The following is a 23,952-nucleotide window of genomic DNA, read 5'->3' as shown; positions in this document are numbered from 1 at the left end:
CATGTTTACATCTTCAGGCCCTGGGGCCGCACCAGGCCGTCGGGCACGGCGCGCATGCCGGTGATCTTCTTGTTGTAGGCCCACAGCCAGTTGCGGTGGAACAGGTAGATCACGGGCTTGACCTTCTCGGCCTCGGCGGCCAGGGTGGCGAAGACCTTGATGCGGCCTGCCGTGTCCAGCGTGTTGCGCGAGCGGTTCAGCAAATCGTCCCACTGCGGCCGGCATTCGCCGCTGTAATTCAGCGGCTGCTTGCAGCCGTAGAAGCTGAACAGGTTGCCGTCCGGGTCGGCGCGGCCGCTCCAGGCCAGCACATAGGCGTCGAACTGGCCTTTGTCGGCCAGGTTCAGCGAGGTCGCGAATTCGGTGGACTGGATCTTCACATCAAAGCCTGCCTCCTTGGCCATGGCCTGCACCACCTGGGCCACGCGCTGGGCATCGGACGTGGTGGGCGTCATCAACGTGAAGCTCGGGTTGGGCACACCCGCTTCTTTCAGCAGCTGTTTGGCGCGCGCGATGTCGCGCTTGGGAATGGGGACATTCCTGGCGTAGAAGCTGTTGGCGGGTGGCACCCACTGGTTGCCCGGCGTGGCTTCGCCGTCCATCGCGACCTGCACGATGCCCGCGCGGTCCAGCGACAGCTCAAAGGCCTCGCGCACGCGCGGGTCGCGGCCCAGCGGGTTTTTCTGGGCCTGGTCGCTCTTGCCGGTGTTGATGGTGATGCCCTGGTAGCCCAGCTCGGTGATGCGCGTGAAGGCGAGTTTTTTGTCGGCCTTGATGGAGGCGATGTCCGAAGGCGCCACGCGCTCGATGAAGTCCAGCTGGCCGGAGCGCAGGTTGGCCAGGCGCACGGTGGCGTCGACGATGGGCTGGAACACGACCTTGTCGAAGTGGATGTTGGCCTTGTCCCAGTAGCCGGCATAGCGCTCCAGCACGATGCGGTCCTGCGCCACGCGTTCGGTGAACTTGAAGGGGCCCGAGCACACCGGCCTGGTGCCGAAGTTGGTGGGCGCGGCCTGCGCGGCCTTGGGCGAAACCATCATGCCGGCGCGGTCGGCCAGCACGCTGAGCAGCGGCGAGAAGGGTGCGCTCAGGTTGATCTTCACGGTGAGATCGTCGATGACGTCCACCGTGGTCACAGGCGCGAGTTCGCCGCGGCGATTCGAGCCCGCGAGGTTTTTGTGGCGGTCTATGTTGAACTTCACCGCGGCGGCGTCGAACTTCTCGCCGTCATGGAAAGTTACGCCGCTGCGCAGCTTCATGGTCAAGGCCTTGTTGTCGGCCGACCATTGGTAGGACGTGGCCAGTTGCGGCACGATGTTGAGCTTTTCGTCGATGTCGACCAGCTTGTCGCACAGTGAGGAAAACACAATGCGGCTCACGAAGCTGCGCGCCAGCGTCGGGTCCAGCACGTCCGGGTCTTCGGCCAGGCCTATGCGCAGGGTTTGGGCTTGCGTGGCGCAGGCGGTGGCGGCCAGCGCCAGGCTCAGCAGGATTTTCTTGCTCATGGTTATTCCTTCACGGTTGTCGGTGGTTTGGATGGCTGCCTTGCGCCGGGGATTGGTGAGCCAGGGGTGAACATCGTGGTCTCCATCAGGCCGCTTGCGCATGAAAAGCCGCCTGGAGCCGGAGCAGCCTCTCGTTCACGACGGCGCCGCCCGTGATGCCGGCCGGTGCCTTGATCTCTTCCCAGAAATGGCAGGCCACGGCGTGGCCATCGTGCGAGCGCAGCGCCGGCACTTCCTCGGCGCAGCGTTCGCGCGCATGCGGGCAGCGCGTCCTGAAGCGGCAGCCCGAGGGCGGGGTAATGGGGTTGGGCACGTCGCCCTGCAGCAGCGTGCGCTCGCGCTTGAGGCCAGGTTCGGGCACCGGGATCGCCGAAAGCAGGGCTTGTGTATACGGATGGCGGGGCTGCGCGAACAGGCTTTGCTTGTCGGCGTATTCGACGATCTGCCCGAGGTACATCACGGCCACGTGCGAGGCGATGTGCTTGACCACCGCGAGGTCGTGCGCGATGAACACATAAGCCAGGCCCAGGCGCCGCTGCAGGTCCTGCAGCAGGTTGACCACCTGCGCCTGGATGGACACGTCCAGCGCCGACACCGCCTCATCGCAGACGATGAGCCGCGGCTCCACCGCCAGCGCCCGGGCAATGCCTATGCGCTGGCGCTGCCCGCCGGAAAACTCATGCGGGTAGCGCTGCAGGTATTGCGGCGCTAGGCCGACCAGGTCCAGCAGCTCGGCGGCGCGCTCGCGGTGCCGCCCGCGCGCCAGGCCGTGCAGGGCCAGCGGCTCGGCCAGGGCCTGCTCCACCGTCATGCGCGGGTTCAGCGATGAATACGGGTCCTGGAAAATCATCTGCAGCTCGCGGCGTTTGGCGCGCAGGCGGCCGGCCGGCAGCGCCATCAGGTCCTCGCCGTCAAACCAGACCTGGCCCGAAGTTGCCTCCAGCAGCCGCAGCACCAGCCGGCCCACGGTGGATTTGCCGCAGCCCGACTCGCCCACCAGCGCCATGGTCTCGCCGGCGTTGAGTTCGAAGTTCAGCCCGTCCACCGCATGCACAACCGCTTTGGAGCGGCTGAACAGGTGCGGGCGCACCGGGAAATGCTTGACCAGGTTTTCGACTTTCAGCAGCGCGCTCATGGCGTCACCTCGCTGGACACGGCATGCGTGCCGCGCCGGGTTGAGGTGTCCGCATCCAGCGGCGCGCGCCAGCAGGCGGCCTCGTGGCCCTCACCCATGTCCATCAAAGGCGGCACCTCCTGCAAACACTTGTCGACGGCAAAAGGGCAGCGCGGCGCGAAGCGGCAGCCGTCCATGCGTGTCATGGGCGTGGGCACCTGGCCTTCGATGGCGTTGAGCCGCTCCTGCGCCAGGTGCAGCTTGGGGATGGAGCCGAGCAACCCTATGGTGTAGGGATGCTGCGGCTCGGCGAACAGCCGCGCCACGGGCGCGCGCTCCACGATCCTGCCGGAGTACATCACGGCAACATCGTCGGCCAGCTCGGCGATCACGCCCAGGTCGTGGGTGATCAGGATGATGGCGGTGCCGGTTTCCTCGCGCAGCGTGCGCATCAGGTCCAGCACCTGCGCCTGGATGGTGACGTCCAGCGCGGTGGTCGGCTCGTCGGCGATCAGCAGCTGCGGCTCGCAGGCCAGGGCCATGGCGATCATCACGCGCTGGCGCATGCCGCCCGAGAGCTTGTGCGGGTATTCGTCGATGCGCTGCTCGGGCGAGGGGATGCGCACGCGGCGCAGCATGGCTATGGCGTGGGCCCTGGCCTCGGCCGCGCTGATGTCCCGGTGGCAGCGTATGCCCTCGATAAGCTGGTCGCCAATCGTGAAGGCCGGGTTCAGCGAGGTCATGGGCTCCTGGAAGATCATGGCCATGCGGTTGCCGCGCAGCGCGCGCATGGCCTCCGGCCCCAGCGTCGCCAGGTCGGTGCCTTCAAGGCGGATGGAGCCCGCCGAGACGCGGCCCTGGCCCTTGGGCAGCAGGCCCATGATGGACAGCGAGGTCACGCTTTTGCCGCAGCCCGATTCGCCGACGATGCCCAGCGTGCGGCCCGAATCCACGGAAAAACTGATGCCGTCCACGGCGGTGAATTCACCGCCGCCTTCGAGCTTGAAGCTGGTGCGCAGGCCGCTGACTTCCAGCAAAGCCGTCATTCGGCGGCTCCGCTGCGCCGGGCGTGAAAGCGCGCGATCTCGGCCTCGATCAGCGCGCGGTCGGTGATGCCGGCCGGGCTGCGGCGCGAGGGCAGGCAGCTGCTGAAAGGCTGGTAGCGCTCCAGGCTTTTGTCGTAGAGGCGGCGCAGTTCCTGCAGGGGCTCGGCATGGTCGTCCACGCGGATGTCCAGCGCGCAGTAGTCCTCGGTGGTGAAGATAAGGAGTGCCGCGGCCTGCTTGCCGCGCTTGTCGCCGCCCGCGGCTTCGCCGGCGGCGAGCGCGGCAATCAGGCGTTCGGCAAACGGGAGTTGGGCATTGGCCTCATAGGCGAGAGCCGTGGCTTCAATCACCTGCGGGCCGGCCAGCATGTTGCCGGCGACCGAATAGCCGACGCCCGCCCTGTGGCCGCACCAGTCTATGCAGGCGCTGCCGGTATAGCCAGCGGCCTGGCCGTTTGCGCCTATCAGGTGCAGCTGGCGGTGGTCACGGCCTTCGTCGGCCGAGGTCAGGCGCTTGATGATGTAGTCGGGAGACTGGCCGAAGGCCAGGCCGTCCAGCGCCGACGCCGCATACAAGGGATTGACCAGCGCCTGCGTGGCCAGGGCGCCCACGCCGCTGCGGGCGTGCGGGCACAGCGCGCCCACGGCAAAAAATTTGCTGGCAACCGCCACGCCAAACGCGCCCGATGAATCGCGCGCGATGAGGGACCAGGTCATGTATCAGACTTTCATCGCAACTGCGCCCTTGGTCAGGCGTCTCGTGCTCCCCGCAAACAAAAAGCCGCATGAAGCGACTTTCAAACAGCGAACGGATGACGCATTTATCATGCCACGCTTCGGCGGACCGTGCCTGCCGCCCAGGCCGCCACTTCGCTGTCTATTCGACCTTGGCGCCTGAAGCCCTCACGACTTCCGCCATGCGCTTGTAGTCGACCGCCAGCAGTTTCGCGAAATCGGCATTGCTCATGGCCAGCGGTTCAATCCCCTGCTTGTCCAGGCGCTCCAGCACCACGGGGTCCTTGAGGACCTTGGCCATGGCCGCGTTGACGCGGTTGACCTCGGCCGCCGGCGTGGCGGCGGGGCCCAGCAGGCCGAACCAGGAATCGAACTGGTAACCGGGCAGGCCGCTTTCGGCGATGGTCGGCACCTCGGGCAGGTATTTGGAGCGCTTGGGCGAGGTCACGCCTATCAGGCGTATGCGGCTGTCCCTGGCGAAGGCCAGTGCACCTATGCTGGCGGCGATCACGGCCTGCGCGCGGCCCGAGATCACTTCGTTGATCGCCTCGCCCGTGGCCTTGAGCGGCACATGCACCACATCGATGCCGGCCAGGCCGTTGAAGTAGGCCATGGACAGGTGGGTGGCGCTGCCGATGCCGGCGGTGGCGTAGTTGAGCTTGCCGGGGTTGGCCTTGGCATAGCGTATGTACTCGGCCGCGGTCTTGGCGGGCACGTCGGGATGGATCATCAGCACGTAATCGGCCGTGCCTATGTGCGCCATGGGCGCGAAGTCTTTTTGCGGGTCGTAGCTGAGCTTGGTGTACAGAGAGCCGGCGATGTTGTGGCTGGCCGCGCCCAGCACCATGGCGCCGCTGTCGGGCGCCAACTTGGCGACATAACCTGTGCCCACGGTGCCGCCCGCGCCCGGCCGGTTCTCGATGATGACGGTCTGGCCCAGCGCCGTTCCCAGCTCGGTGGACATGGCGCGCGCCAGCAAGTCCTGCACGCCGCCCGCCGCGAAGGGCACCACGATGCGCACGATCTTGGTGTTGGACTGGGCGAGGGCGCTGCCCGCGGCCAGGGCCAGGCCGGTGCCCAGGAAATCTCGGCGTTGCATCATGGAATGTTTTCTTTCGGTGAGGGGTGCTTGTGCTTGCTTTTGCGGGTCGGGTTTTCAGTTCACGCAGATCTCGTCGGCCAGGCGGCGCATAAAGCGTTCGCACCAGGCGAGCTGGTCCAGCGTGACCCATTCATTGGGCTGGTGCGCCTGCGCGATGTGGCCGGGGCCGCACACGATGGTCGGCACACCGGCCTGGTGGAACAATGCAGCTTCCGTGCCAAAGGACACCTTGCCGGCGCCCGAGTTGGCATCCACGCCCGCGCATTGGAAGCACAGCTGCGCGATCTCGCTGCCGGCGTCCGTCGCAAAACCGGGCAGCACCGAATTGAGCTTGTGGCTGATGCCGGTGTCCGCCGCCACGGCCTGCATGGCCGGCACCAGGCTGTCGGCAAAGGCCTTGGCTTCGTTGAACAGCTCGACCGGCGAATTCATGTGGTGGTGGCGTATCTCCCAGGTGACGTCGCAGTCGCGCGGGATGATGTTGAGCGCGGTGCCGCCGGCGATCACGCCGGTGTGGATGGTGGTGTGCGGCACGTCGTAGATCGGGTCGAAGGGGCCCTGTGCCACCAGGCGGCGGTGCATGGACTTGAGGTGGGCGACGAATTCGCAGGCGATCTCCACCGCGTTGACGCCCAGCGGTGTCAGCGAGGAGTGCGCCTCGAAGCCGCGCACCGAAGTCTTGTAGGCATGCTTGCCCTTGTGCGCGATCACCACCTGCATGCCGGTGGGCTCGCCGACGATGCAGCCGGCGGGTTGGTAGCCCTGCTCCACCATGTCGGCGATCAGGCGGCGCACGCCTATGCAGCCGACTTCCTCGTCGTAGCTGAAAGCCAGGTGCACCGGGCGCTTGAGTTTGCGCTTGAGCAGCTCGGGCACCATCATGAGGGCGGTCGCGCCGTAGCTTTTCATGTCGGTCACGCCGCGGCCGTAGAGCTTGTCGCCTATGACCTGCGCGGCGAAGGGGTCGGTGTCCCAGGGCTGGCCGTCCACAGGCACCACGTCGGTATGGCCCGAGAGCACCAGGCCGCCCAGCTTGGTTTCGCCGTTTTCCGCGGGCAGGGTGGCCCAGAGGTTGGCCTTCTTGCCGCTGTCGTCATAAGTGCGGCGGCATTCAATGCCCAGGGCTTCCAGCCGCGCCTGGGTCCAGTCGAGGAGCGGCAGGTTGCTGTCGCGCGAGACGGAGGCAAAGGACACCCATTTTTCAATCAGCGGCAGGGCGGCGAGGTCGGCGGCCTGGATGGACTGGCGGGCGGAGCTGGGGAGGGGGGCGTTCATGGCAAGACCTTTGAAGGACGGGCGGGGCGGCAAAAATTGTATGACAGCATACTATTTTGCGGCGGGCCGCGCGCGCCGTCCCGCCAAGGCGTGTGCCGGCCGGAATCAAAAAAGCCGCCGGAATCCGAGGACTCCGGCGGCTCTTGATGCCCGCAGGGATGCGGGGCGGGCTTAAGCGACTGCGGTGGCGCTATTTTTTCCCGCCACCACCACCGGCGCCGCCTCCATTGCCGCCACCGTTTCCGCCCGCGTTGCCGCCGCCATTGCCATTACCGCCCGCATTGCCACTGCCTTTTCCGCCATGGCCCGAGTCCCTGCCGGCGCCCAGCCCCTTGCCCGCGATGTCGGCTTTGGCGACAGTGTCTGTTTTGGCATGGTCGGTTTTTTTTCCGCTCTTGTCGGTGTGTGAAGCGCTGACGACCGAGCCCAGCGACACGCCCATGCCTTTGGCGATTTGCCCCCAGCCCAGGCCCTGGCTTCTTTGGCCCAGCACGCCGCCCAGCGCGGCAGAGAGCTGCGCCGGCGTCGGATTGCTGATGCCTTGTTTGGCCAGCGAGGTTTTGGTCAGCGAGAGCGCGATGTTGATGTTGCCGTAGCCCATCTTGCCTGTTGCGGGCGACAGGCTGGCTGCGGGCGCCGTCGCGTTGGGGCCGGTCAGGCTGGGCCCCAGCGTGATGGGGGTGCTGGTGCGAAGCCCGTCAACCAGGGCGCGGGCATTTTCCGGGGAGCCGGCAAAGGCGCTGTAATGGGCCGCCAGCCGGGCGCCTTCGGTGTTGCCGGCGGCAGTGCTTGTCGCGCCGGCCTTGGCGGTTTGTGCCTGGAGCAGGCCGCCGCACAGCAGCGCGGCACTGGCCGCCGCCACGGCGATCAGGGTTTTGGGGAGGGTGAACATGATGGCTACCTCACGATGACAGCGCCGGCCGCGGGATGCGGCCATGGCTTTTTGATGTTAGGGCTTCCCGCATACGCGCGGTGCGTGTTGCGGTGGCGTCCTACGCGGCCATCAGCATAAAAGACAAGGGCTGCGCTGAAATGTAAGAGTAGGCGCAAAACGTTGGGCGGAATTGGCGGGGCGGCGGGCGCCCGTCACCGAAGCCGGCGAGAATGCGTCTCGCGGCATCGCGCCACCACTTTTCATTCCACACAGAAAGCATTCCCCATGACCAGCAGCATGTACACCACCTCCGTTCCCGTCTTCAAGCAGATGCTGGGCGGCCTGAAGGGCGTCCTGGCCAAGGCCGAAGCCCATGCGGCCGCCAAAAACATAGACCCCAATGCCTTGCTGCAGGCGCGCCTTTATCCCGACATGTTCCCCCTGCTGCGCCAGGTGCAGGTGGCCAGCGATTTCGCCAAGGGCGTGTCGGCCCGGCTGGCCGGCGTCGAAGTGCCCAAGATCGAGGACAAGGAAACCACGTTTGCCGAGCTGCAGGCGCGCATAGACACCATACTGGCCTTTATCGAGGGGCTGGGCGCGGCGAAGTTCGACGATGCCGCCGTGCGCGAGATCGTCACGCAGGCCGGCACGCCCAAGGAAAAACGCTTCACGGGCCAGTCCTACCTGCTCAATTACGGCCTGCCGCACTTCTTTTTCCACACCACCACGGCCTATGCCATCCTGCGCCACAACGGCGTGGAAGTGGGCAAGAAGGATTACATCGGCAGCTATTGAGCCGTGGGGAGCCGTGGCGGCCAGGGGCTGCGGCGGCTCAGTGCCTGCGCAGGTTTTGCGGTTGCGTCTTGTCGTAGATGCTGGGGGGATAGGCGGCGTCCGCGCCGCGCACCAGCATGTCGGCATCGCGGATCGCGAAGATGTGCGCGATGTCCTGCTTGATGTCGCCGCCCGCCGCCATCGGGTGCGCCGTGGGGCTTTCCCACACATGGCGGTCGGGCAGCGAGGTATAGGGGCAGCTGTCGCCGCAGTCGATTTGCCACGAGATCCCGTACAGCCACTGCTCGGCATGCGGCTCGAAGCGGGTGATGTCCACCATCAAGGACTTCTGGAAGGCCAGCGCGTAGGTCAAGAGGCGTATGTCCCAGTGCTTGATGATGATGCGCAAATACATGCCCTCGCCGCGGCTGCGGCTGGAGACCAGCAGCATCTGGCAGTCCAGCCATCCGGCCGGAATGCCGTGCCGGCGCATGGAGTCTTTCAGCAAGACCTGGATCAGCTGGCGGCGCAATGCATTGGCGGAACCGTCCTCAATCGTGGAGGGACCCTCATGCGCGGGCCGGGTGCTGGCGGGGGCTGTTTTTGGGTGGCCGTTGAGGCCGAATAAATGCCGTATGTTCATGTTGCTTCCCCTCATCCCGCTCAAGCCGAAATCGTCTTGTTTGTTCCATTCACCCGCGGGAATGGTAAATGTTACAAAGTGTTTTATATGCTCCTCTTCTGGCTTTGACAAGTCAAGCGGTCACCTCTTGAAAAGCGGAACTTTTTCATGAAATAGACTTGCAAAAAAGCCTATTTGTGTAGTTTTAAGAATGAAAAAGCATGCAAATCACTTGAGAGTGATTTGAAGTCGATAAGTGTAAATACTTGTAATAGAACCTGTGAGGGCGCAGGCTTCAGCCGGAACACGCCGCGTGAGGCCTGCAGGGGTGCGCCGCCCTAGGCCCGCACAAAATACACAAAGGTGGTGCGCGGAAAAATATGCCGGTACACCGGCCTGGCAATCGCCCGCACCAGGTTCCTGGCCTGCAGCAGGCCAGACGCGCTGTTGTACAGCCGGTAAAGACTGGGCCGCAGCGGCTTGAGGCCAAACTCTTTTCCGAAGGCGACCAGCGAGTCGTGGCTGAAGGCGTTGATGTGCTCCAGCGGGGCAATCGGCATCTGCTCGCCGGCCGATAGCGCACCGAAATTTTTGCTCTGGCCGATTTTTTTCAGCGCGGCCGCCGCATTGGGCACGCTGATCTTGATGACGCCGTCGCCCGACAGCGCGTCGCGCAGTTTTTCGAGCACCTGCCGGGGTTCGGTCAGGTGTTCGAAGACCTGCTCGGTGTTGATGAAACGAAAACGCCTGGGCGGCAGGTCGTCCAGGCCGACGACGCGCAAGCCCACGGACCTCCCGTACTCGGCGCGCTCCTCGGACAGCTCCACGCCCCATACATTGCAGCCGAAGCCCATGGCCATCCTGGACCAGTGCGCCCAGCCAAAGCCGAAGTCCAGCGCATCGAGCTCGCCCGGCGGCAGACCGAAGTGCTGGATGATGAACTGCACCTGTTCAGCGAGGTAACGGTATTCGTCCAGGCTGTAGTTGCGGTGTTCGCGCTCCAGCTCGGTGCCCGGCACCCAGTCGTTGTAGATCTCGCCCAGCAAGGCCTCGTCGGGCACCTGCTGCTGGAAGACCATGCCGCAGTCCTCGCAGCGGGCCAGGGCATAGACGCCCGCATCGGCCGTCCTGGACGCATGGCCTTCATAGTGCCTTGCCAGATAGGCCTGCATGCCGGGGCCGGTGTAGGGCTCCTGGTAGACCACGGCCAGCGAGCTTGAAAGGCAGGCGGGGCAGCAGGTCCTGGTTTTCAAGGACGATTCGCGCGGCAGCGTGGTGCCTTCAAACGCGCGCGCCTGGCGCGGCGCCGGCTGGTCTTGCCTGCGAGGGAGGGACACCGGTTCAACCGGCAGGCGTGGGAATTCCAGCGAAGGGCTGGCAGGCATCATGTTCATGGGTGGGTTCCGAAGCGCCGCAACGCAGCAGTACCAGCCACCTTAGCCGTTGGTGGTGCGCGCGCGGTAACCCGCTGTAATCCATGTATCGGCTTCCTGCCTTGGGGCGCGGCCCGTGCGACGGGTTCTTTGCACGCGGCGGCGTTGGCCGGCAAGGCCTTGCCGCGACTTTCCCCCGGAGCGGGGAGCGGGGCGCCCAGTCGGCGCCCATGCCTCAGGCCATGCGGCCCCTGTTTTCGACCACCACGCAGCCCGTGATGCGCCACGCTTTGTTGCTTTGCCGTTCCAGGCTGTAAACCGCGAGCCACGAAACACCGCTGCTGTCGGCCATCTGCACGCGCTGGACCGCCTGGTCATCCTTGCCGTCGGGTTTGAGGAAGGCGACCGATGCCGGGCGGTACACCACCGGGTAATCGCGGCGCACCATGGCCATGAAGGCCTGGGCCGTTCCCAGGGTTTTGCGGACATTGGGCGCGGCAAATGAAAACGCCTTGGCCGCGTCATCTTTGGCAAAGGCCGCAAGCTGCCCCTCCACGGCGGCGCGCACGCCTTTCTCGTCGGCGGGCGCCAGCGGGTCGGCATGGGCCGCGCCGCACAGCAACATGGCCGCCGCGAAAGCGGCCAGCAGGCAGCGCCAGTGCGCCAGGGCCGGGTGTGAATGCGTCTTCATGCTTGCCTCCTCTGTTGCCGCCGGCGTGCGCGGCTGCCGTGCCAAAAACCAGCGCCTTGCCGCATCATGCCGCAAGCAGCCGTGCAGCGGGTACGCGGCCGGCGCTGCCGCGGATGCGCGGCGCTAAACCATTTCGCCGCGCGCCAGCACCACGACGCCGCCGCTGACCATGATGTCACCGGCCGCATCGGCCTGCACCATGATCTTGCTGGGGCGTCCGACAAAGTGCCCCTGCTTCAGCGTGATGAGCTCGCCGGCCGCCGCTGCGCCATGCTGCATCAAATAGGCGCCCACGGGGCCGGCCGCGCTGCCGGTCGCGATGTCTTCCACCAACCCGGCGTTGTCCCAGGTGCGGCCTTCGCGCGCCGCGACGTCGAACACATAGGCAAACTTGGCGCCCACCGTGGCCAGCAGCGCCTCGAAGGCCGGGTGCACGACGCGCGCGCGGTCCAGGCCGCCGGCCGCGGGCACCAGCAGGTAGGGCAGGCCGGTCGACACCACCTGCAGCGGAAAGCGGATGTCCAGCTGGGAGGCGTCGAGGTTGAGCGCGGCCAGAAAGGCCTGGCTTTCGGCGCGGCCCAGCGGCGGCTGAAAGGTGGCTTTGCCCTGGTTCATGCGGGCGTCGTAGGTGGCCGCCGCGCCTTCCAGCCGCGTGGTGGACAGCGCGACCGCGCGCGTGCCCAGCATCAGGGTCCAGTCGGCGCACGGCTGCCCGGCGGCATGCAGGTGGTGCAGCAGGCCGGCCGCGCCCAGCAGCGGGTGGCCCGCGAAATCGAGCTCTTCCTCCATGGTGAAGATGCGCGCCTCAAAGCGGCGGCCTGGGCCGGCGGGCGTGAGGAAAATGCTTTCAAACTGCCGCATCTCCACCGTCAGGCGCTGCATGGTGCGCGCCGGCAGCGGGCTTTCGGGCAGGAAGACCGACAGGCCGTTGCCGGCCAGCGCTTCATGGGTGAACACGTCGACCTGGTAGAAGCCCAGGCCCGTCAAGGAAGTCATGCTGTTTCTCCTGGAGGCCGCGCGTGACGGCGGCCTGCAGGGGAATTATCGCGGGGCCAGGAACAGGGTCTTAGATGCCGAGAATCTTCTTGGCGCTGCCCAGCGCCTTCATCGAGTCGTCGTGTTTGCCTTCCTTGTGGAATTTTTCGCCGTCGGCGCGCAGTTCCTTGACCTTGCTCATGTCGGCGGGCGACAGCTTGGGGTTGGTCATCAGCTTGGCGTCTATGGCTTTCATTTCGTTGGGGCAGTTGTGGGCCAAAGCCAGTGAGGATGTGGCTAGCGCCACGGCGGCAATGATGAGCTTCATGGGAATCTCCACCTGCGTCAGAAAATGCTGACGGGAAATACTAGCAAGCCGCGGGGCCGCTCACAAGGGCGCTTGCCCGTAGCCGCTAGCCGATCTGCAGCTGCGAATCGCCGATGAACTGGTAGGGCGGAATCTCCAGGTTGGTCGGTGCCGGCACGTTTTTCACCACGCGGCCGGCCAGGTCGAAGCGGGAACCGTGGCAGGGGCAAAAAAATCCGCCGGGCGCGTGCAGCTCGGCATTGAGCGCGCTGTCGTCCAGGCGCAGGCTCGGTGAGCAGCCCAGGTGGGTGCACACCCCCACCGCCACCAGGATTGCAGGGCGCTCGGAACGGGTCGCGTTGGCGCAGGATTTGGGCTGCTCGGAGCGCCTGGACTGCGGGTCCGCCAATGCCGGGTTGGCCTGTTGCAGCGCGCGCACCATCTCGTCGCTGCGGCGCATCAGCCAGACGGGTTTGCCGCGCCAGGCCACTGTGCGCAGCTCCCCCGTTGCCAGCGTGGAAATATCCGCGAGCACCGGACCGCCTTCGGCGCGCGCCGCTTCAGAAGGCGCCAGGCTGGCGGCAAAGGGATAGGCGGCGGCCAGCAGGCCGGCGCCGGCGGCAATGCCGGTCGCGGCCGCCAGCAAACTTCGCCTGTCGGCGTCCTGCAGGGTCCCTTCGTCAATCGCGTGGATCAGTTCGGTGACGGTCAGCATGGTTGGGCTTTTTCAGGGTGGCAAGTGGACGCACTGTTTCATGTTGCCATCACACCGTAGCAGGCTTCAGGCGCCAGGTGTTCAGTGCGGCTGGAAACCATTGTTCGCGGGTCAGCTTAGGCTGGACTTAAACGAAAAGAGGGCGGGCGGGCGGACGCGCCTAAAATTCCCGGCAGCTGTTACTTGAACCTTGAACCACCTGGATCCATCACCCCATGCCACTCGAAGTCCTTGAAGCCCAGACGGGCGACAACCCCGTCGCCACCATCCTCATCATGCACGGCCTGGGGGCGGACGGACGCGACTTTGTGCCGATCGCCGAGCAGCTCAATCTCTCCAGCGTGGGTCCTGTCCGCTTCCTGTTCCCGAGCGCGCCGTCGATTCCCGTGACCATCAACGGCGGCTACGTCATGCCGGCCTGGTACGACCTGCTGGGCGCCGACCTGGTGAGCCGGCAGGACGAGGCCGGGCTGCGCAAGTCGCAGGCCGATATCGAGGCGCTGATCGCCCATGAAACATCGCGCGGCATTCCCGCCAGCCGCATCGTGGTCGCGGGTTTCTCGCAGGGCTGCGCCATGGCGCTGATGACGGGCCTGCGCCACGGCGAGCGGCTGGCCGGCATCGCGGGGCTGTCGGGTTACCTGCCGCTGGCCGACAAGACCGCTGGTGAGCGCAGCGCCGCCAACCGGGATGTGCCCATCTTCCTGGCCCATGGCAGCTATGACGGCGTGGTCGTGCTGCCGCGCGCCAGCGCCACGCGCGATGCGCTCACGGCCATGGGCTACCCGGTCGAGTGGCATGAGTACCCGATGGAGCATTCGGTGTGCCCCCAGGAAATCGTTGATCTGGAAAAGTGGCTGTTAAAGGTCCTGGCCTAGGCCTCAACGAAATCTTCACGCCGGCTGGGCCGTCCGCGCATCGCGCGCCATGCGCCGCGCGCGCCACAGCAGGAAAAACGCGATGCTGAAGTTCAGCAGGTTCCAGGCCACGCCATTGAGAAAAGCCGCGTGGTAGGAGCCGGTCAGGTCAAACACCTTGCCCGACATCCAGCCGCCCAGCGCCATGCCCAGCAGCGACGCCATGATGACCGTTCCCACGCGCGCGCCGGCCTCTGCCGGCTCGAAGTATTCGCGCACGATGATGGCGTAGGCCGGCACGAGGCCGCCCTGGAACAGGCCGAACAGCGCGGCGATGACGTACAGCGACACCAGTCCGTCAAAAGGCAAAAACAGCAGCAGCGCGATGCCCTGCAGCACCGAGCCCAGTATCAAGGTGCGCAGCCCGCCTATGCGGTCGCAGATTGCGCCCGACACCAGGCGGCTGACCACGCCGCAGGCCAGCATCAGCGACAGCATTTCGGCGCCGCGCGCCGCGCCGTAACCCAGGTCGGTACAGTAAGACACGATGTGCACCTGGGGCATGGCCATGGCCACGCAGCAGGCCACGCTGGCCACGCACAGCAGTGTCTGCGCCGCGCCCGGGCTCAAGCCGAAAGGCATGCTGCTGGCGGTCGCCGGCAGGCCGCTGCTGCCGACGCTGGAGGCCACGGCCACCGGCGGGCGCTTGCGCATCAGCAGGGCCAGCCCGGCCATGGCCACAAAGCTGAAAATGCCCAGGCTCAGGTAGGTCTGCCGCCAGCCCACGCTTTCCACAAAATGCTGCACGATGGGCGGCCAGATCGCGCCACCCACGTAGTTGCCGCTGGCGCATACCGCCACGGCAAAACCGCGCCGGCGCAGAAACCACAGGGAGGTGTCGGCCAGCAGCGGCGCGAAGGTGGCGGCCGACCCGAGAAAGCCGATCAGCAGCCCATGCGCCAGCGAGAACATCCATATGTTGCCGGCCATGGCCGCCAGCGCAAACCCCAGGCCCAGTCCCGTCGCTCCTATCAGCAGCGGCACCATCACGCCGAAGCGGTCGGCCAGCCGGCCCATCATCACGCCGCCCACGCCGAAACCTATCATCAGCAAGGTGTAGGGAATGGAAGCATCGGCGCGCGTGACGCCGAACTCGGCCTGAACCGCCGGCAGCACCACGGCCACCCCGTACATGCCGCAGGCGCCCACGGTCATCAGGGCCAGCGTGACCATCAGCCGCATCACGGCATAACGCGAGTCAACGAGTGACGAGGAATCCTGGGGGCGGGCTTGTGCGGGGGCGGTAGATGCGGTGGAGGCAGGTGGAGGGCTCATTGGCCCCAAGCGTACACCAGCTGCCGGCGTGCTGTTGGGCGCCCGGGCATTCAGGCGCAGGGGACTTCGCCCGCCAGCACGCGCACCCGGCCCACCATATTCATGCACAGGGTGCGGGTGTAGCTGCTGTTGCTGGCCAGAGCACCCGCCGCCTGCACCAGCCAGCGGCTTTGCAGGCCCACGGCGCGACCGGTGGCGTCAAAGCTGATGTGGTTGCGGTTGTTGACGGGGCTGCCCGCGTGGTTGACCGCCAGGAAACTCCCGGCGTTCGCGAAAGCCTCCTGGATGCGTACCACGGTGTCCGTGCCGTTGTCGAAGGCGCCGTCGCTGTCCTGGTCGGTAAAAACAAACCAGCCCTCGCGCCAGCCGCCGGCGGCCGCGCCGTCACCGCCGGAGCATTTGGGTGGATTCGCCGCCGGATCGGCGCTTCGGCAGAGGGTGACGGTTTTTCCGCGCCGCATGGCTTCGCTGCGGGCATAGTGGGTGTCGGCGACGAAGGCGTTGACGGTTGAAGAGACACGGGTGCTCGCGACCAGCCCCAGGAAGGAGGGGATCGCGAAGCCCGCCACAATCGCGATGATGGCCAGGGCCACCAGCAGTTCGACCAGGGTGATTCCGCGCGGCCGCGGGCGGGCTGGCAAGGGGCGCGCGCCGGCTTGCGGGGTGGTTTGTAAGGGGGTGTTGGCTAGGCGCTTGGGACTGGTCGCGGCAGGGGCGGCCGCAGCCTGGTGCTGCAAATTCATGGCGGCTGATCCGGATGTTGGGGGGAAACATCTGGACCGTACTGGAGGCCGCCACGCCCGAGCGGGTCAATTGTCCGCTGCCGGACTTTGATTGTTGGAAATCGTGCGCGATGTCATGCGGCGCGAAGCGAGGGCGGCTTCGCGCGGGCGGCCACAGAGTGTGGCGGCCGTGTTTTTATCAGGAGCGGCCTTGCAGCCTTACAGCGGCGAAGGCTGGGTGGCTTCGTAGCCGACCGGCCCGATGGCGCCATCGGCCTTGATGCCCAGTTCCTGGTCGCGGATGCGAAACAGGCGTTCCAGGTCCTTCATGGCATCGCCGTCGGGAGCCGTGGGTGCGGCCGCGACCAGCGCGGCTTGTTCCGCTTGCGGCGGCTGCGGCGTTTGCGGCGCCTGGGCCTGGGCCAGTGACGCGAGTATGGGCGCGGCGGCGGCTGCCGCGGCGGCCGCACTCATGGGCGCACTGGCCGCGGCGACGGGCTGGATCAGGGGCTGGCCGGCACGCGGCGGCGCCACGCGGGGAGCGGGCTTGGCGGCGACCGGGTCGGCCCAGTAGGATTTGTCGGGCATGCTGCGGTAGGGGCAGGTGTCCGCGATGTCCAGCTGCCATGAAATGCCGTGCAGCCAATGGGCCGCCTGGGGTTCAAAACGGGTGATCTCGACCATGAGCGCGTTCTGGAAGGCGTAGGCATAGTCCATCAGGCGCTCGTCCCATTCGCGCACCACCAGTCGCACATACATGCCCTGGCCCTTGCTGCGGCTGTTCACCAGCAGCATCTGGCAGTCGATCCAGCGCGGCGGTATGCCGTACTTGCGCAGCGCATCGCGCAGCAGCACCTGCACCAGCTGGCGGCGCGTGGCGTTGTCCGAGCCGTCCTCAATGGTCAGCGGGTTGTCCCGGCTCGAGGTGGGTGTGTGTTTGGCCGCATTCCCATGGCGTGATCCGCCAAACAGCGAAGTTATCAATTTTTTCATTTTGGCGCGCACTCGTCGCAGTTTCAGGAGAATTTCCCTCGAAGAATCAAAGATTTTTGGAGGTTTGTGATCTGAAACATAGGTGTTACTGAATGTTTTTTATCGTCGTCCAGCTTGACCAACAAGTCAAGGAAGTTTCGACAGCCAAGCCTGGCCGCGTCGCTCGCTTTCCACATTCAAATGGCTAAAGTGTGTATTTGTGCCGCAAACGCGCAGCGTGCCTGTCTGAAATCCGGCCGGCCTGCCGGCCGGGCCGCCAGACCCCACCCGGCCTGTGCTGGCAAGCCCGCGCGGGCCAGCGCAAAGCGGCGGGCTGTGATAACTTCCAGCCAGTTTCAAGAACCTGGGGGAATGACGATATGACCAAGTTGCAGGCGCCCGCGGGCGCGCTACAGGGCCGCCTGAAAGCGCTGACCCCGGACCGGCTCAAGGGCATGCGCCGCGGCATCGAAAAGGAAAGCCTGCGCGCCCAGCCCGGCGGCGGCCTGGCCCTGACGCCGCATCCCGCCGCCCTGGGTTCGGCCCTCACGCACCCGACCATCACCACCGATTTCAGCGAGTCGCAGGTGGAACTGGTCACGGGCGCGCACAAAAACCCCGAAGCCGCGCTGCAGGAACTCACGCGGCTGCACCAGTTCACCTACCGCACCATGAAGGCGCTGGGCGATGAAATGCTCTGGGTGTCCAGCATGCCCTGCGGCCTGCCGACCGACGAAACCATTCCCATCGCGCGTTTCGGCTCGTCCAATGTCGGGCGCGCCAAAAGCGTTTACCGCATGGGCCTGTCGCACCGCTACGGCCGGCGCATGCAGACGATCTCGGGCATCCACTACAACTGGTCGCTGCCCGATGTGAGCAGCGAGCAGTATTTCGCGCTGATCCGCAACTTCCGCCGCCAGGCGTTTTTGCTGCTTTACCTGTTCGGCGCCTCGCCCGCCGTGTGTTCGAGTTTTGTCGAGGGCCGCCAGCATGAGCTGCAGACCCTGAGCGGCAGCACCATGTACATGCCCCATGGCACCTCGCTGCGCATGGGGCGCCTGGGCTACCAGAGCGATGCGCAGGCCTCGCTGGCCGTGAGCTACAACAGCCTGGACGGCTACGGCGCCTCGCTGCAGGACGCGCTGACCCGGCCTTACCCGGCCTACGAGGCGGTCGGCATACGCAACCCGGGCGGCGACTACAACCAGCTGGCCACCACGCTGCTGCAGATCGAAAACGAGTTCTACGGCACCATACGCCCCAAGCGCGTGATTTACCCCGGCGAGCGCCCGCTGCATGCGCTGCGCGAGCGCGGCGTCGAGTACATCGAGGTGCGCCTGATGGACCTGGACCCTTTCGAGCCGGTCGGCATCAATGCGCAGACCATGCGTTTTCTCGACGTGTTTTTGCTGCACTGCCTGCTCAGCGACAGCCCGAACGACACGCCGCAGGAAATCGCCGAACTCAAGCACAACCAGCACCAGACCGCGGCGCGCGGCCGCGAGCCCGGCCTCAAGCTCAAGCGGGGCGGGCAGGAGGTCCTGTTGACAGGCTGGGGCGCCGAGGTGCTGGCGCAATGCGCGCCCATTGCCGCCGCGCTGGACGCCGCGCACGGCGGCACGCAGTACAGCGATACGCTGACGGCCGCCAGCGCCGCCTTGCTCGACCCGTCCACCTTGCCCTCGGCCCGGGTGCTGGCGGCCATGGCCGGCGAGCACGGCAACTCTTTCGTCGGGTTCGCGCGCGCGCAGTCGCAGAAAACCCAGGCCCTGCTGCAGGCGCTGCCCCTGGGTGCGGACGAACTCGCGCACTTCGCGGCGCTGACCGAGGAGTCCATCCAGGCGCAAAAGAAAATCGAAGCCTCGGACACCATGCCCTTCGAGATTTACCGCCAGCAGTATGTCTCGGCCGAACGCCTGGGCATGCCGGGCCGCGAGGCCGTGGCGATCTGATACCCCCTGGCCGCGGCCTGGCGCCTTGCGTTCAGCCCGCGAGCTTGAGCAGCGCCTCTTCGCGCCAGTAGTCCACCGCCTCATACCAGCCTTCCCACACGCAGCCGTTGCAGCCGCGGCCGCAGCAGCTGTCGGGCTCGGAGGGCGGTTGCCGCAGCGTGATGCCGGCGGCGGCGGCGCGCCGCTGCAAGTCGGCAAACATCGCCAGCGCGGCGTCGCGGTCGGTGTTGTCCGGCATGGGCCCGGGGAAGCGCCGTGTCAGGCCTTGACGGGCGTCGCCATCCGCCGGCGCAGATACAGGCCCACAAAGGCGCAGCCCAGCACCAGCGCGAACCAGCCGACCAGCGAGGATTTGGCGACGATGCCCTGCATGCCCGGCGAGGTGATGAAGTAGGGCGAGACCAGCACGCCCAAACCTATCAGCGTGCAGAGAATGCCTTTGATCAACACCTCGTTGTTGGCCTTGAGGTCGGCGGCGGCCTGGCGGCGGGCGGGAACCACGGGTTTTTGTTCAGGGGCGGCGGGTAAGGGCATGGGGACTCGATGTGTGGGTGGGGTTGCGGGGCGGCTTGCTCGCGGCCCCGGTGCGCGTTGCTGCGTTCCGGTGGGCCCGCAGCCGCGATACCCCGATTGTCCTCCATCGCGCCGTACCCCTCTATAGCCACGCAGGCGCAAGTGGCTTGCCACGCGAATATCCCGTGCTTAACGATTTCTTAATACCGCTAACAAGTCCTTAAATCCGCATCGCCATCATTCGCTCAGTCCATGGCGGAACGTTTTCGCCATTACAAAAAAACGCTGAAAGGGCGCTGATGCTGGATTGGGTACATACACCGGGATTGCCGCCGGTTTCGGTGCGCGCATGATGCAGGGCCTGCAGACGCTTGCCGTCCTGTCGGCGGTACTCCTGCTCCTGCTGGCCGGCAGCCTGGCTTTTTTCTGGCTGCATGCGCCTGTGGGTGCGCCGCTTGACGCGGTCTTCGACACCCGCGCGCGCACCGTGCAGGTCGGCGGGCATGAGCGTTCCTTCCTGCTTCACGCGCCGCAATACCTGCAGCCGCATTCGCCGCTGGTGATCGTGCTGCACGGCTCGGGCCAGACCGCCGCGGCCATGCAAAAGAGCACGGGCTTCGCCTTTGAACGGCTGGCGGGCCAGCGCCGCTTCACGCTGGTCTATCCCAAGGCCTTCGGTAAACACTGGAACGACGGCCGCAAGGCGGCCTCCCACCGCGCGCGGGCCCGGGGCATAGACGACAAGGCTTTCATCGCCGCACTGATCGACAGCGTGGCGGCCGAGCGAAGCATAGACACCGCGCGTGTATTCGTCTTCGGCTATTCGGGCGGCGGCCACATGGCCTTCCGGCTGGCGCAGGAGATGCCCGGGCGCATCGCGGCCATCGCCGTGGTCGCGGCCAATATGCCGGCGCCGGGCAGCTCCATCGCCGAAGCACTTGGCCAGCCCGTGCCCGCCATGATCGTCAACGGCACCGACGATCCCATCAACCCTTATGACGGCGGGCGCGTCACGCTGTTCGGTTTCGGCGACCGCGGTGAAGTGCTGTCCTCGCGCGCCTCGGCGGACTACTTTGCCCGGCTCAATGGCGCCCACCTGGCCCAGACCGTGGAACTCGCGCCCGGGCAGCCCACCGACCGCACGCGCGTGGTCAGGCAGACCTGGACCGCGGGCCGGCAGCCGCAGGTGGTCCTGTACTCGGTGCGTGGCGGCGGCCACGTCATTCCGCACCCCCGTGGCCGCAGCGCGCGGCTGCTGGGGCGCAAGACCACTGCGTTGGACGCGCCAAAGGCTGCCTGTGAATTTTTCGGGCTTTGACGCCCCACCGCTTTTCAACTGTTTTTTAACCTGGAGAACCTGAAGATGATCTCTCGCCCATCGCAACCCGCCGCCAAGCCGGCTTCGCGCGCCCCCCGATCCACCGCCCCGAAAGCGGCGGGCCGGCCGGGCGGCGCAGCCGCCAAGGCCTCGCTGCCGCTCATTTCGCTGTTCCTGATGGCGGCCTTCGCGCAGCCGGCCGGCGCGCAGTCCAAGCCCGCACAGGCCGAGGGCGAATCCTCCTGGGGCCTGGGCCTGGGGGTCGGCATGGAGCGTAAACCCTATCGCGACTTTGACAACAAGACCCGGCTGCTCCCGCTGCTCAGCTACGAAAACAAATGGATCAGCGTCGCCGGCCTTGGCCTGGATGTGAAGCTGCCCTCGGCCGGCCCGGTGTCCTTCCGCCTGCGCGCGCGCTACTCGATGGACGGCTACGATGCCTCGGACTCGCCTTTCCTGGCCGGCATGGATGAGCGCAAGGACGGCATCTGGCTGGGCGGCGCCGCCATCTGGCGCAACGACATCGCCAATCTCTCGGCCGAGCTGCTGGGCGACGCCTCGGGCAACAGCAAGGGCACGAAGTTGAGGCTGACGGTGGACCGCCGCTTCCAGGCGGGCAGCTTCGACATCACGCCGCGCCTGGCCGCGACCCGGCTCGACGACAAATACGTTTCCTACTACTACGGCGTGAACGCCTCCGAGGTGCGGGCCGGCCGGCCCTTCTACCAGGGCGGTTCGGCCGTCAACCTGGAAGCCGGGCTGCGTGTGGGCTATGCGCTGGCACCGAACCAGAGCCTGTTCCTGGACCTGAGCACCACCAGGCTCGGTTCCAGCATCAAGGACAGCCCGCTGGTCGACCGCTCCAGCCAGAGTGGTGTGCGTGTCGGCTACCTCTACCGCTTCTAAGGCGCGGCGAAACCTTGCGGGGCCCATACCGGGCCGCGGCCCCGCATGTCAATCCCTGGCGGCCCGGACAAGCAGAAGGAGCCATGAGCCATGCAAACCGCAGAATCCACCGACGTGGGCTACCTGATCCGGAAAATCGTCTGGCGCAGCTGGATACGGGGCTTAAGCTGGCTGCGCAGGCATCACGTCCTGCACGCCTGAGGCCGGCTCCGCGCCTGCCGCGGGCAGCGGAAACAGCACCCGCACGCTAAAGCCCTTGCCGTCCAGGCCGGTCCCGGTCTCGATGGCGGCCTCGTGCAACTGCGCGATGCCGGCCACCAGGGACAGGCCTATGCCGCTGCCGCGCCCGCCGTTGCCCGCGACGCGGTGAAAGCGCCGGAAGATCGCCTGGTGCTCGGCCTCGGGCACGCCCGGGCCGTCGTCGGCCACTTCCAGGCAGACGCGGCGCGTGCCGGCCCCCTCAGCATCCTCGCGGTAGCCGCAGCTGAGCTTCACGCGCCCGCCCTCGGTGGTGTAGCGCAGTGCGTTGTCCAGCAGGTTGCGCAGCAGGATGCCGATTTCGTCCACGTCGCATTCGATAGGGCAGGGCGTGAGCGCCAGGATGATGGCGCGGCGCTGCTGCTGCGCCTGCATGTCAAACTCCTGGCTCACGTGCAGGATCAGCTCGCTGAGCTCGGCCAGGCTTTTTTGCGGCGCGTGCACGCCCGCGTCCATGCGCGCCAGGTCCAGCAGCTGGTCCGACAGGCGCGTGCTGCGTTCGGCCACGGCCAGCAGCTTGACCAGGGCGGCGTCCTTGCCCTCCAGCGTGCTGGCGCGCAAGGCGACCTGGGCCTGCGCCTGCAGCGCCGACAGGGGCGTGCGCAGCTCGTGGGCCGCGTCGCCGATAAAACGCCGCTCGCCCTGCATGGCCTGGTCCAGCTGGTCCAGCAGGTGGTTGAAGGACTCGACCAGCGGCCGGATCTCGGTGGGCAGCTGCGCCACCGGCAGCGGCGTGAGGTCGAACTTGCGCCGCCGGCGCACCGCCGCCTGGATCGCCGTCAGGGGCTGCAGCGACTTGCCCATGGCAAACCACATCAGCAGGCCGGCGACGCCCAGCAAGGCGGTCACGAAGCCCAGCGCGCCGAAGATCTTGTGGCGTATTTCCTGGTCGATCACGCTATGGCGCATGGCCACCTGCACGCTGACCTCGCCCGTGCTGTCGGACACCGAGAAGATGCGCCAGCGCTCGCCGTCGACGGTGGCGCTGGTAAAACCGTCGGTGAAGGACGGCAGCAGCGGGACACGCGGCGAATCCGGCGCCCGCACGATCAGGTTCTTGCGCTCCGTCCACACCTGGAAGGTCAGGTTGACGTCGCGCGAAATGGAGTCGTCGCGCAATTGCAGGCTGTGGCTGAAGGAGGGCTTGAGCTTCGCGCCGCTGGGGATGGCCAGCAGTATCTTGGTGCCTATGGCCTGCAGCTTGCTGTCCCAGTGGCTGGTCTGGCCGCTGAGGGTGTACACCACCAGCACGGTGAGCGCACCGGCCCAGCACAGCGTGATGGTGATGCCCAGCACCAGCAGCACGCGGCCCTTGAGCGACCTGACGAGGCGGCAGCTCACGGCTTGGCCTCGCCGATCATGTAGCCCTGGCCGTGCACCGTGGTGATCAGGTGCTCGCCCAGCTTGCGCCGCAGCTGGTGGATGAAGACCGCGATGGTGTTGCTTTCGATCGCCGTGGTGTTGCCGTAGACCACGTCCTCGAGGTGGTCGCGCGTGACCACATGGCCGGGCCGCTCCAGCAGCGCCAGCAGGGTGCGGTATTCATGCGCGCTCAGGGCTACGCGCACGCCGGCGCGCGTCACCGCGCGCTTGCTGCGGTCCAGGCTGATGTCGCCATAAGTGTGCACCGGCACCACCTTGCCCTGGCTGCGGCGCATCACGGCGCGCACCCGCGCCCAGAGTTCGTCGACCTGGAAGGGTTTCACGAGGTAATCGTCGGCACCCGCGTCCAGCCCCTGGATGCGCTCGCTGAGCTGGCCGCGCGCCGTCAGGATCAGCACCGGCGTCACGTCGTAGCGCCCGCGCAGGGCCCGCAGCACCGTCAGCCCCGAATCGCCGGGCAGCCCCAGGTCCAGCAGCACGGCCTCATACACATGGTCGGCCAGCGCCAGCCGGGCGGAGGGGGCGTCGCCCACATGGTCCACCGTCCAGGCGATCTGGCGCGCGGCGTCGCACACCGCTTCGGCCAGCATGGTGTCGTCTTCTACCAGCAGCAGGTGCACAGGAATAGC

General features: G+C 66.6%; 25 protein-coding genes. 5 read left to right on the top strand and 20 right to left on the bottom strand.

What is annotated here, in order from left to right; all coding sequences use genetic code 11:
• Positions 1-5 precede the first annotated feature (5 nt).
• The 7 genes from AC1DUN_RS09045 to AC1DUN_RS09015 all read right to left on the bottom strand — a co-directional run bounded on the left by AC1DUN_RS09045 (position 6) and on the right by AC1DUN_RS09015 (position 7,668).
• Positions 6-1,505, bottom strand: a complete 1,500-nt coding sequence (locus AC1DUN_RS09045; protein WP_477713667.1) for an ABC transporter substrate-binding protein — start codon at positions 1,503-1,505, stop codon at positions 6-8.
• Between the two features lie 85 nt (positions 1,506-1,590).
• Complete coding sequence (locus AC1DUN_RS09040) at positions 1,591-2,640, bottom strand: ABC transporter ATP-binding protein (RefSeq protein WP_477713666.1); 1,050 nt, start codon at positions 2,638-2,640, stop codon at positions 1,591-1,593.
• Positions 2,637-3,665: an ABC transporter ATP-binding protein gene (locus tag AC1DUN_RS09035; protein WP_477713665.1), complete on the bottom strand. Its 1,029-nt coding sequence runs from the start codon at positions 3,663-3,665 to the stop codon at positions 2,637-2,639. Before AC1DUN_RS09035 ends, AC1DUN_RS09040 begins: the two co-directional genes overlap by 4 nt.
• Positions 3,662-4,381, bottom strand: a complete 720-nt coding sequence (locus AC1DUN_RS09030; RefSeq protein ID WP_477713664.1) for a DUF1028 domain-containing protein — start codon at positions 4,379-4,381, stop codon at positions 3,662-3,664. Before AC1DUN_RS09030 ends, AC1DUN_RS09035 begins: the two co-directional genes overlap by 4 nt.
• A 160-nt stretch (positions 4,382-4,541) precedes the next feature.
• Positions 4,542-5,501, bottom strand: coding sequence for a tripartite tricarboxylate transporter substrate binding protein (locus AC1DUN_RS09025; RefSeq protein WP_477713663.1), 960 nt, complete (start codon positions 5,499-5,501; stop codon positions 4,542-4,544).
• A gap of 54 nt (positions 5,502-5,555) precedes the next feature.
• Positions 5,556-6,776, bottom strand: coding sequence for an acetylornithine deacetylase (gene argE / locus AC1DUN_RS09020; RefSeq protein WP_477713662.1), 1,221 nt, complete (start codon positions 6,774-6,776; stop codon positions 5,556-5,558).
• Between the two features lie 190 nt (positions 6,777-6,966).
• A complete protein-coding gene (locus tag AC1DUN_RS09015) occupies positions 6,967-7,668 on the bottom strand; it encodes a hypothetical protein (protein ID WP_477713661.1) in 702 nt (233 codons plus the stop codon).
• 267 nt (positions 7,669-7,935) lie between these two features.
• On the opposite strand from AC1DUN_RS09015, the gene AC1DUN_RS09010 reads away from it, so the two are divergent.
• Positions 7,936-8,445 (top strand): DUF1993 domain-containing protein, encoded by a 510-nt coding sequence (locus AC1DUN_RS09010; protein ID WP_477713660.1) that lies wholly within the window; start codon positions 7,936-7,938, stop codon positions 8,443-8,445.
• A gap of 37 nt (positions 8,446-8,482) precedes the next feature.
• Here the strand turns inward: AC1DUN_RS09010 and AC1DUN_RS09005 are convergent, their stop codons facing one another.
• The 6 genes from AC1DUN_RS09005 to petA form a co-directional block, all read right to left on the bottom strand.
• Complete coding sequence (locus AC1DUN_RS09005) at positions 8,483-9,067, bottom strand: hypothetical protein (protein ID WP_477713659.1); 585 nt, start codon at positions 9,065-9,067, stop codon at positions 8,483-8,485.
• A gap of 317 nt (positions 9,068-9,384) precedes the next feature.
• Complete coding sequence (locus tag AC1DUN_RS09000; protein ID WP_477713658.1) at positions 9,385-10,440, bottom strand: class I SAM-dependent methyltransferase; 1,056 nt, start codon at positions 10,438-10,440, stop codon at positions 9,385-9,387.
• A gap of 214 nt (positions 10,441-10,654) precedes the next feature.
• The gene (locus tag AC1DUN_RS08995) at positions 10,655-11,110 is read right to left on the bottom strand and encodes a DUF4864 domain-containing protein (RefSeq protein WP_477713657.1); all 456 of its coding nucleotides are present in this window, start codon (positions 11,108-11,110) and stop codon (positions 10,655-10,657) included.
• A gap of 123 nt (positions 11,111-11,233) precedes the next feature.
• Positions 11,234-12,106: a PhzF family phenazine biosynthesis protein gene (locus tag AC1DUN_RS08990; protein ID WP_477713656.1), complete on the bottom strand. Its 873-nt coding sequence runs from the start codon at positions 12,104-12,106 to the stop codon at positions 11,234-11,236.
• A gap of 70 nt (positions 12,107-12,176) precedes the next feature.
• Entirely contained in the window at positions 12,177-12,413 is a 237-nt protein-coding gene (locus AC1DUN_RS08985) for a hypothetical protein (protein WP_413330853.1), read from the bottom strand.
• Positions 12,414-12,498: 85 nt separating this feature from the next.
• Positions 12,499-13,107, bottom strand: a complete 609-nt coding sequence (gene petA / locus AC1DUN_RS08980) for a ubiquinol-cytochrome c reductase iron-sulfur subunit (protein WP_477713655.1) — start codon at positions 13,105-13,107, stop codon at positions 12,499-12,501.
• Between the two features lie 215 nt (positions 13,108-13,322).
• Between petA and AC1DUN_RS08975 the strand changes: the two genes are divergently transcribed.
• On the top strand, positions 13,323-13,985 hold the full coding sequence (locus AC1DUN_RS08975) for an alpha/beta hydrolase (protein ID WP_477663509.1): 663 nt from the start codon (positions 13,323-13,325) through the stop codon (positions 13,983-13,985).
• A gap of 15 nt (positions 13,986-14,000) precedes the next feature.
• Here the strand turns inward: AC1DUN_RS08975 and AC1DUN_RS08970 are convergent, their stop codons facing one another.
• From AC1DUN_RS08970 to AC1DUN_RS08960, 3 genes are all read right to left on the bottom strand, one after another.
• Positions 14,001-15,299, bottom strand: a complete 1,299-nt coding sequence (locus tag AC1DUN_RS08970; RefSeq protein WP_477713654.1) for an MFS transporter — start codon at positions 15,297-15,299, stop codon at positions 14,001-14,003.
• Between the two features lie 50 nt (positions 15,300-15,349).
• Positions 15,350-16,042 (bottom strand): GspH/FimT family pseudopilin, encoded by a 693-nt coding sequence (locus AC1DUN_RS08965; RefSeq protein WP_477713653.1) that lies wholly within the window; start codon positions 16,040-16,042, stop codon positions 15,350-15,352.
• 198 nt (positions 16,043-16,240) lie between these two features.
• Positions 16,241-17,014 carry a hypothetical protein gene (locus AC1DUN_RS08960; protein ID WP_477713652.1) on the bottom strand — a complete coding sequence of 258 codons (774 nt, stop codon included), beginning with the start codon at positions 17,012-17,014 and terminating at the stop codon, positions 16,241-16,243.
• 359 nt (positions 17,015-17,373) lie between these two features.
• On the opposite strand from AC1DUN_RS08960, the gene gshA reads away from it, so the two are divergent.
• Complete coding sequence (gene gshA, locus AC1DUN_RS08955) at positions 17,374-18,945, top strand: glutamate--cysteine ligase (protein ID WP_074577283.1); 1,572 nt, start codon at positions 17,374-17,376, stop codon at positions 18,943-18,945.
• Between the two features lie 31 nt (positions 18,946-18,976).
• On the opposite strand, the gene AC1DUN_RS08950 is transcribed toward gshA, so the two are convergent.
• Together AC1DUN_RS08950 and AC1DUN_RS08945 are read right to left on the bottom strand one after the other, a co-directional pair.
• Positions 18,977-19,183, bottom strand: a complete 207-nt coding sequence (locus tag AC1DUN_RS08950; RefSeq protein WP_477713651.1) for an oxidoreductase-like domain-containing protein — start codon at positions 19,181-19,183, stop codon at positions 18,977-18,979.
• A gap of 20 nt (positions 19,184-19,203) precedes the next feature.
• The gene (locus AC1DUN_RS08945; RefSeq protein ID WP_477663503.1) at positions 19,204-19,479 is read right to left on the bottom strand and encodes a hypothetical protein; all 276 of its coding nucleotides are present in this window, start codon (positions 19,477-19,479) and stop codon (positions 19,204-19,206) included.
• A gap of 286 nt (positions 19,480-19,765) precedes the next feature.
• On the opposite strand from AC1DUN_RS08945, the gene AC1DUN_RS08940 reads away from it, so the two are divergent.
• Both AC1DUN_RS08940 and AC1DUN_RS08935 read left to right on the top strand, forming a co-directional pair.
• A complete protein-coding gene (locus tag AC1DUN_RS08940) occupies positions 19,766-20,776 on the top strand; it encodes a CE1 family esterase (RefSeq protein WP_477713650.1) in 1,011 nt (336 codons plus the stop codon).
• A gap of 45 nt (positions 20,777-20,821) precedes the next feature.
• Positions 20,822-21,682 carry a MipA/OmpV family protein gene (locus AC1DUN_RS08935; protein ID WP_477713649.1) on the top strand — a complete coding sequence of 287 codons (861 nt, stop codon included), beginning with the start codon at positions 20,822-20,824 and terminating at the stop codon, positions 21,680-21,682.
• Between the two features lie 162 nt (positions 21,683-21,844).
• On the opposite strand, the gene AC1DUN_RS08930 is transcribed toward AC1DUN_RS08935, so the two are convergent.
• Positions 21,845-23,281, bottom strand: a complete 1,437-nt coding sequence (locus AC1DUN_RS08930; RefSeq protein WP_477713648.1) for an ATP-binding protein — start codon at positions 23,279-23,281, stop codon at positions 21,845-21,847.
• Positions 23,278-23,943: a response regulator transcription factor gene (locus tag AC1DUN_RS08925; RefSeq protein WP_477663499.1), complete on the bottom strand. Its 666-nt coding sequence runs from the start codon at positions 23,941-23,943 to the stop codon at positions 23,278-23,280. The genes AC1DUN_RS08930 and AC1DUN_RS08925 overlap by 4 nt, the downstream gene beginning before the upstream one ends.
• Positions 23,944-23,952: the final 9 nt, after the last annotated feature.

This window comes from Polaromonas sp. P4_F6 (assembly GCF_056401275.1).
Note: the sequence above shows the minus strand (reverse complement) of the source record. Positions and strands in the feature narration are given on the sequence as shown.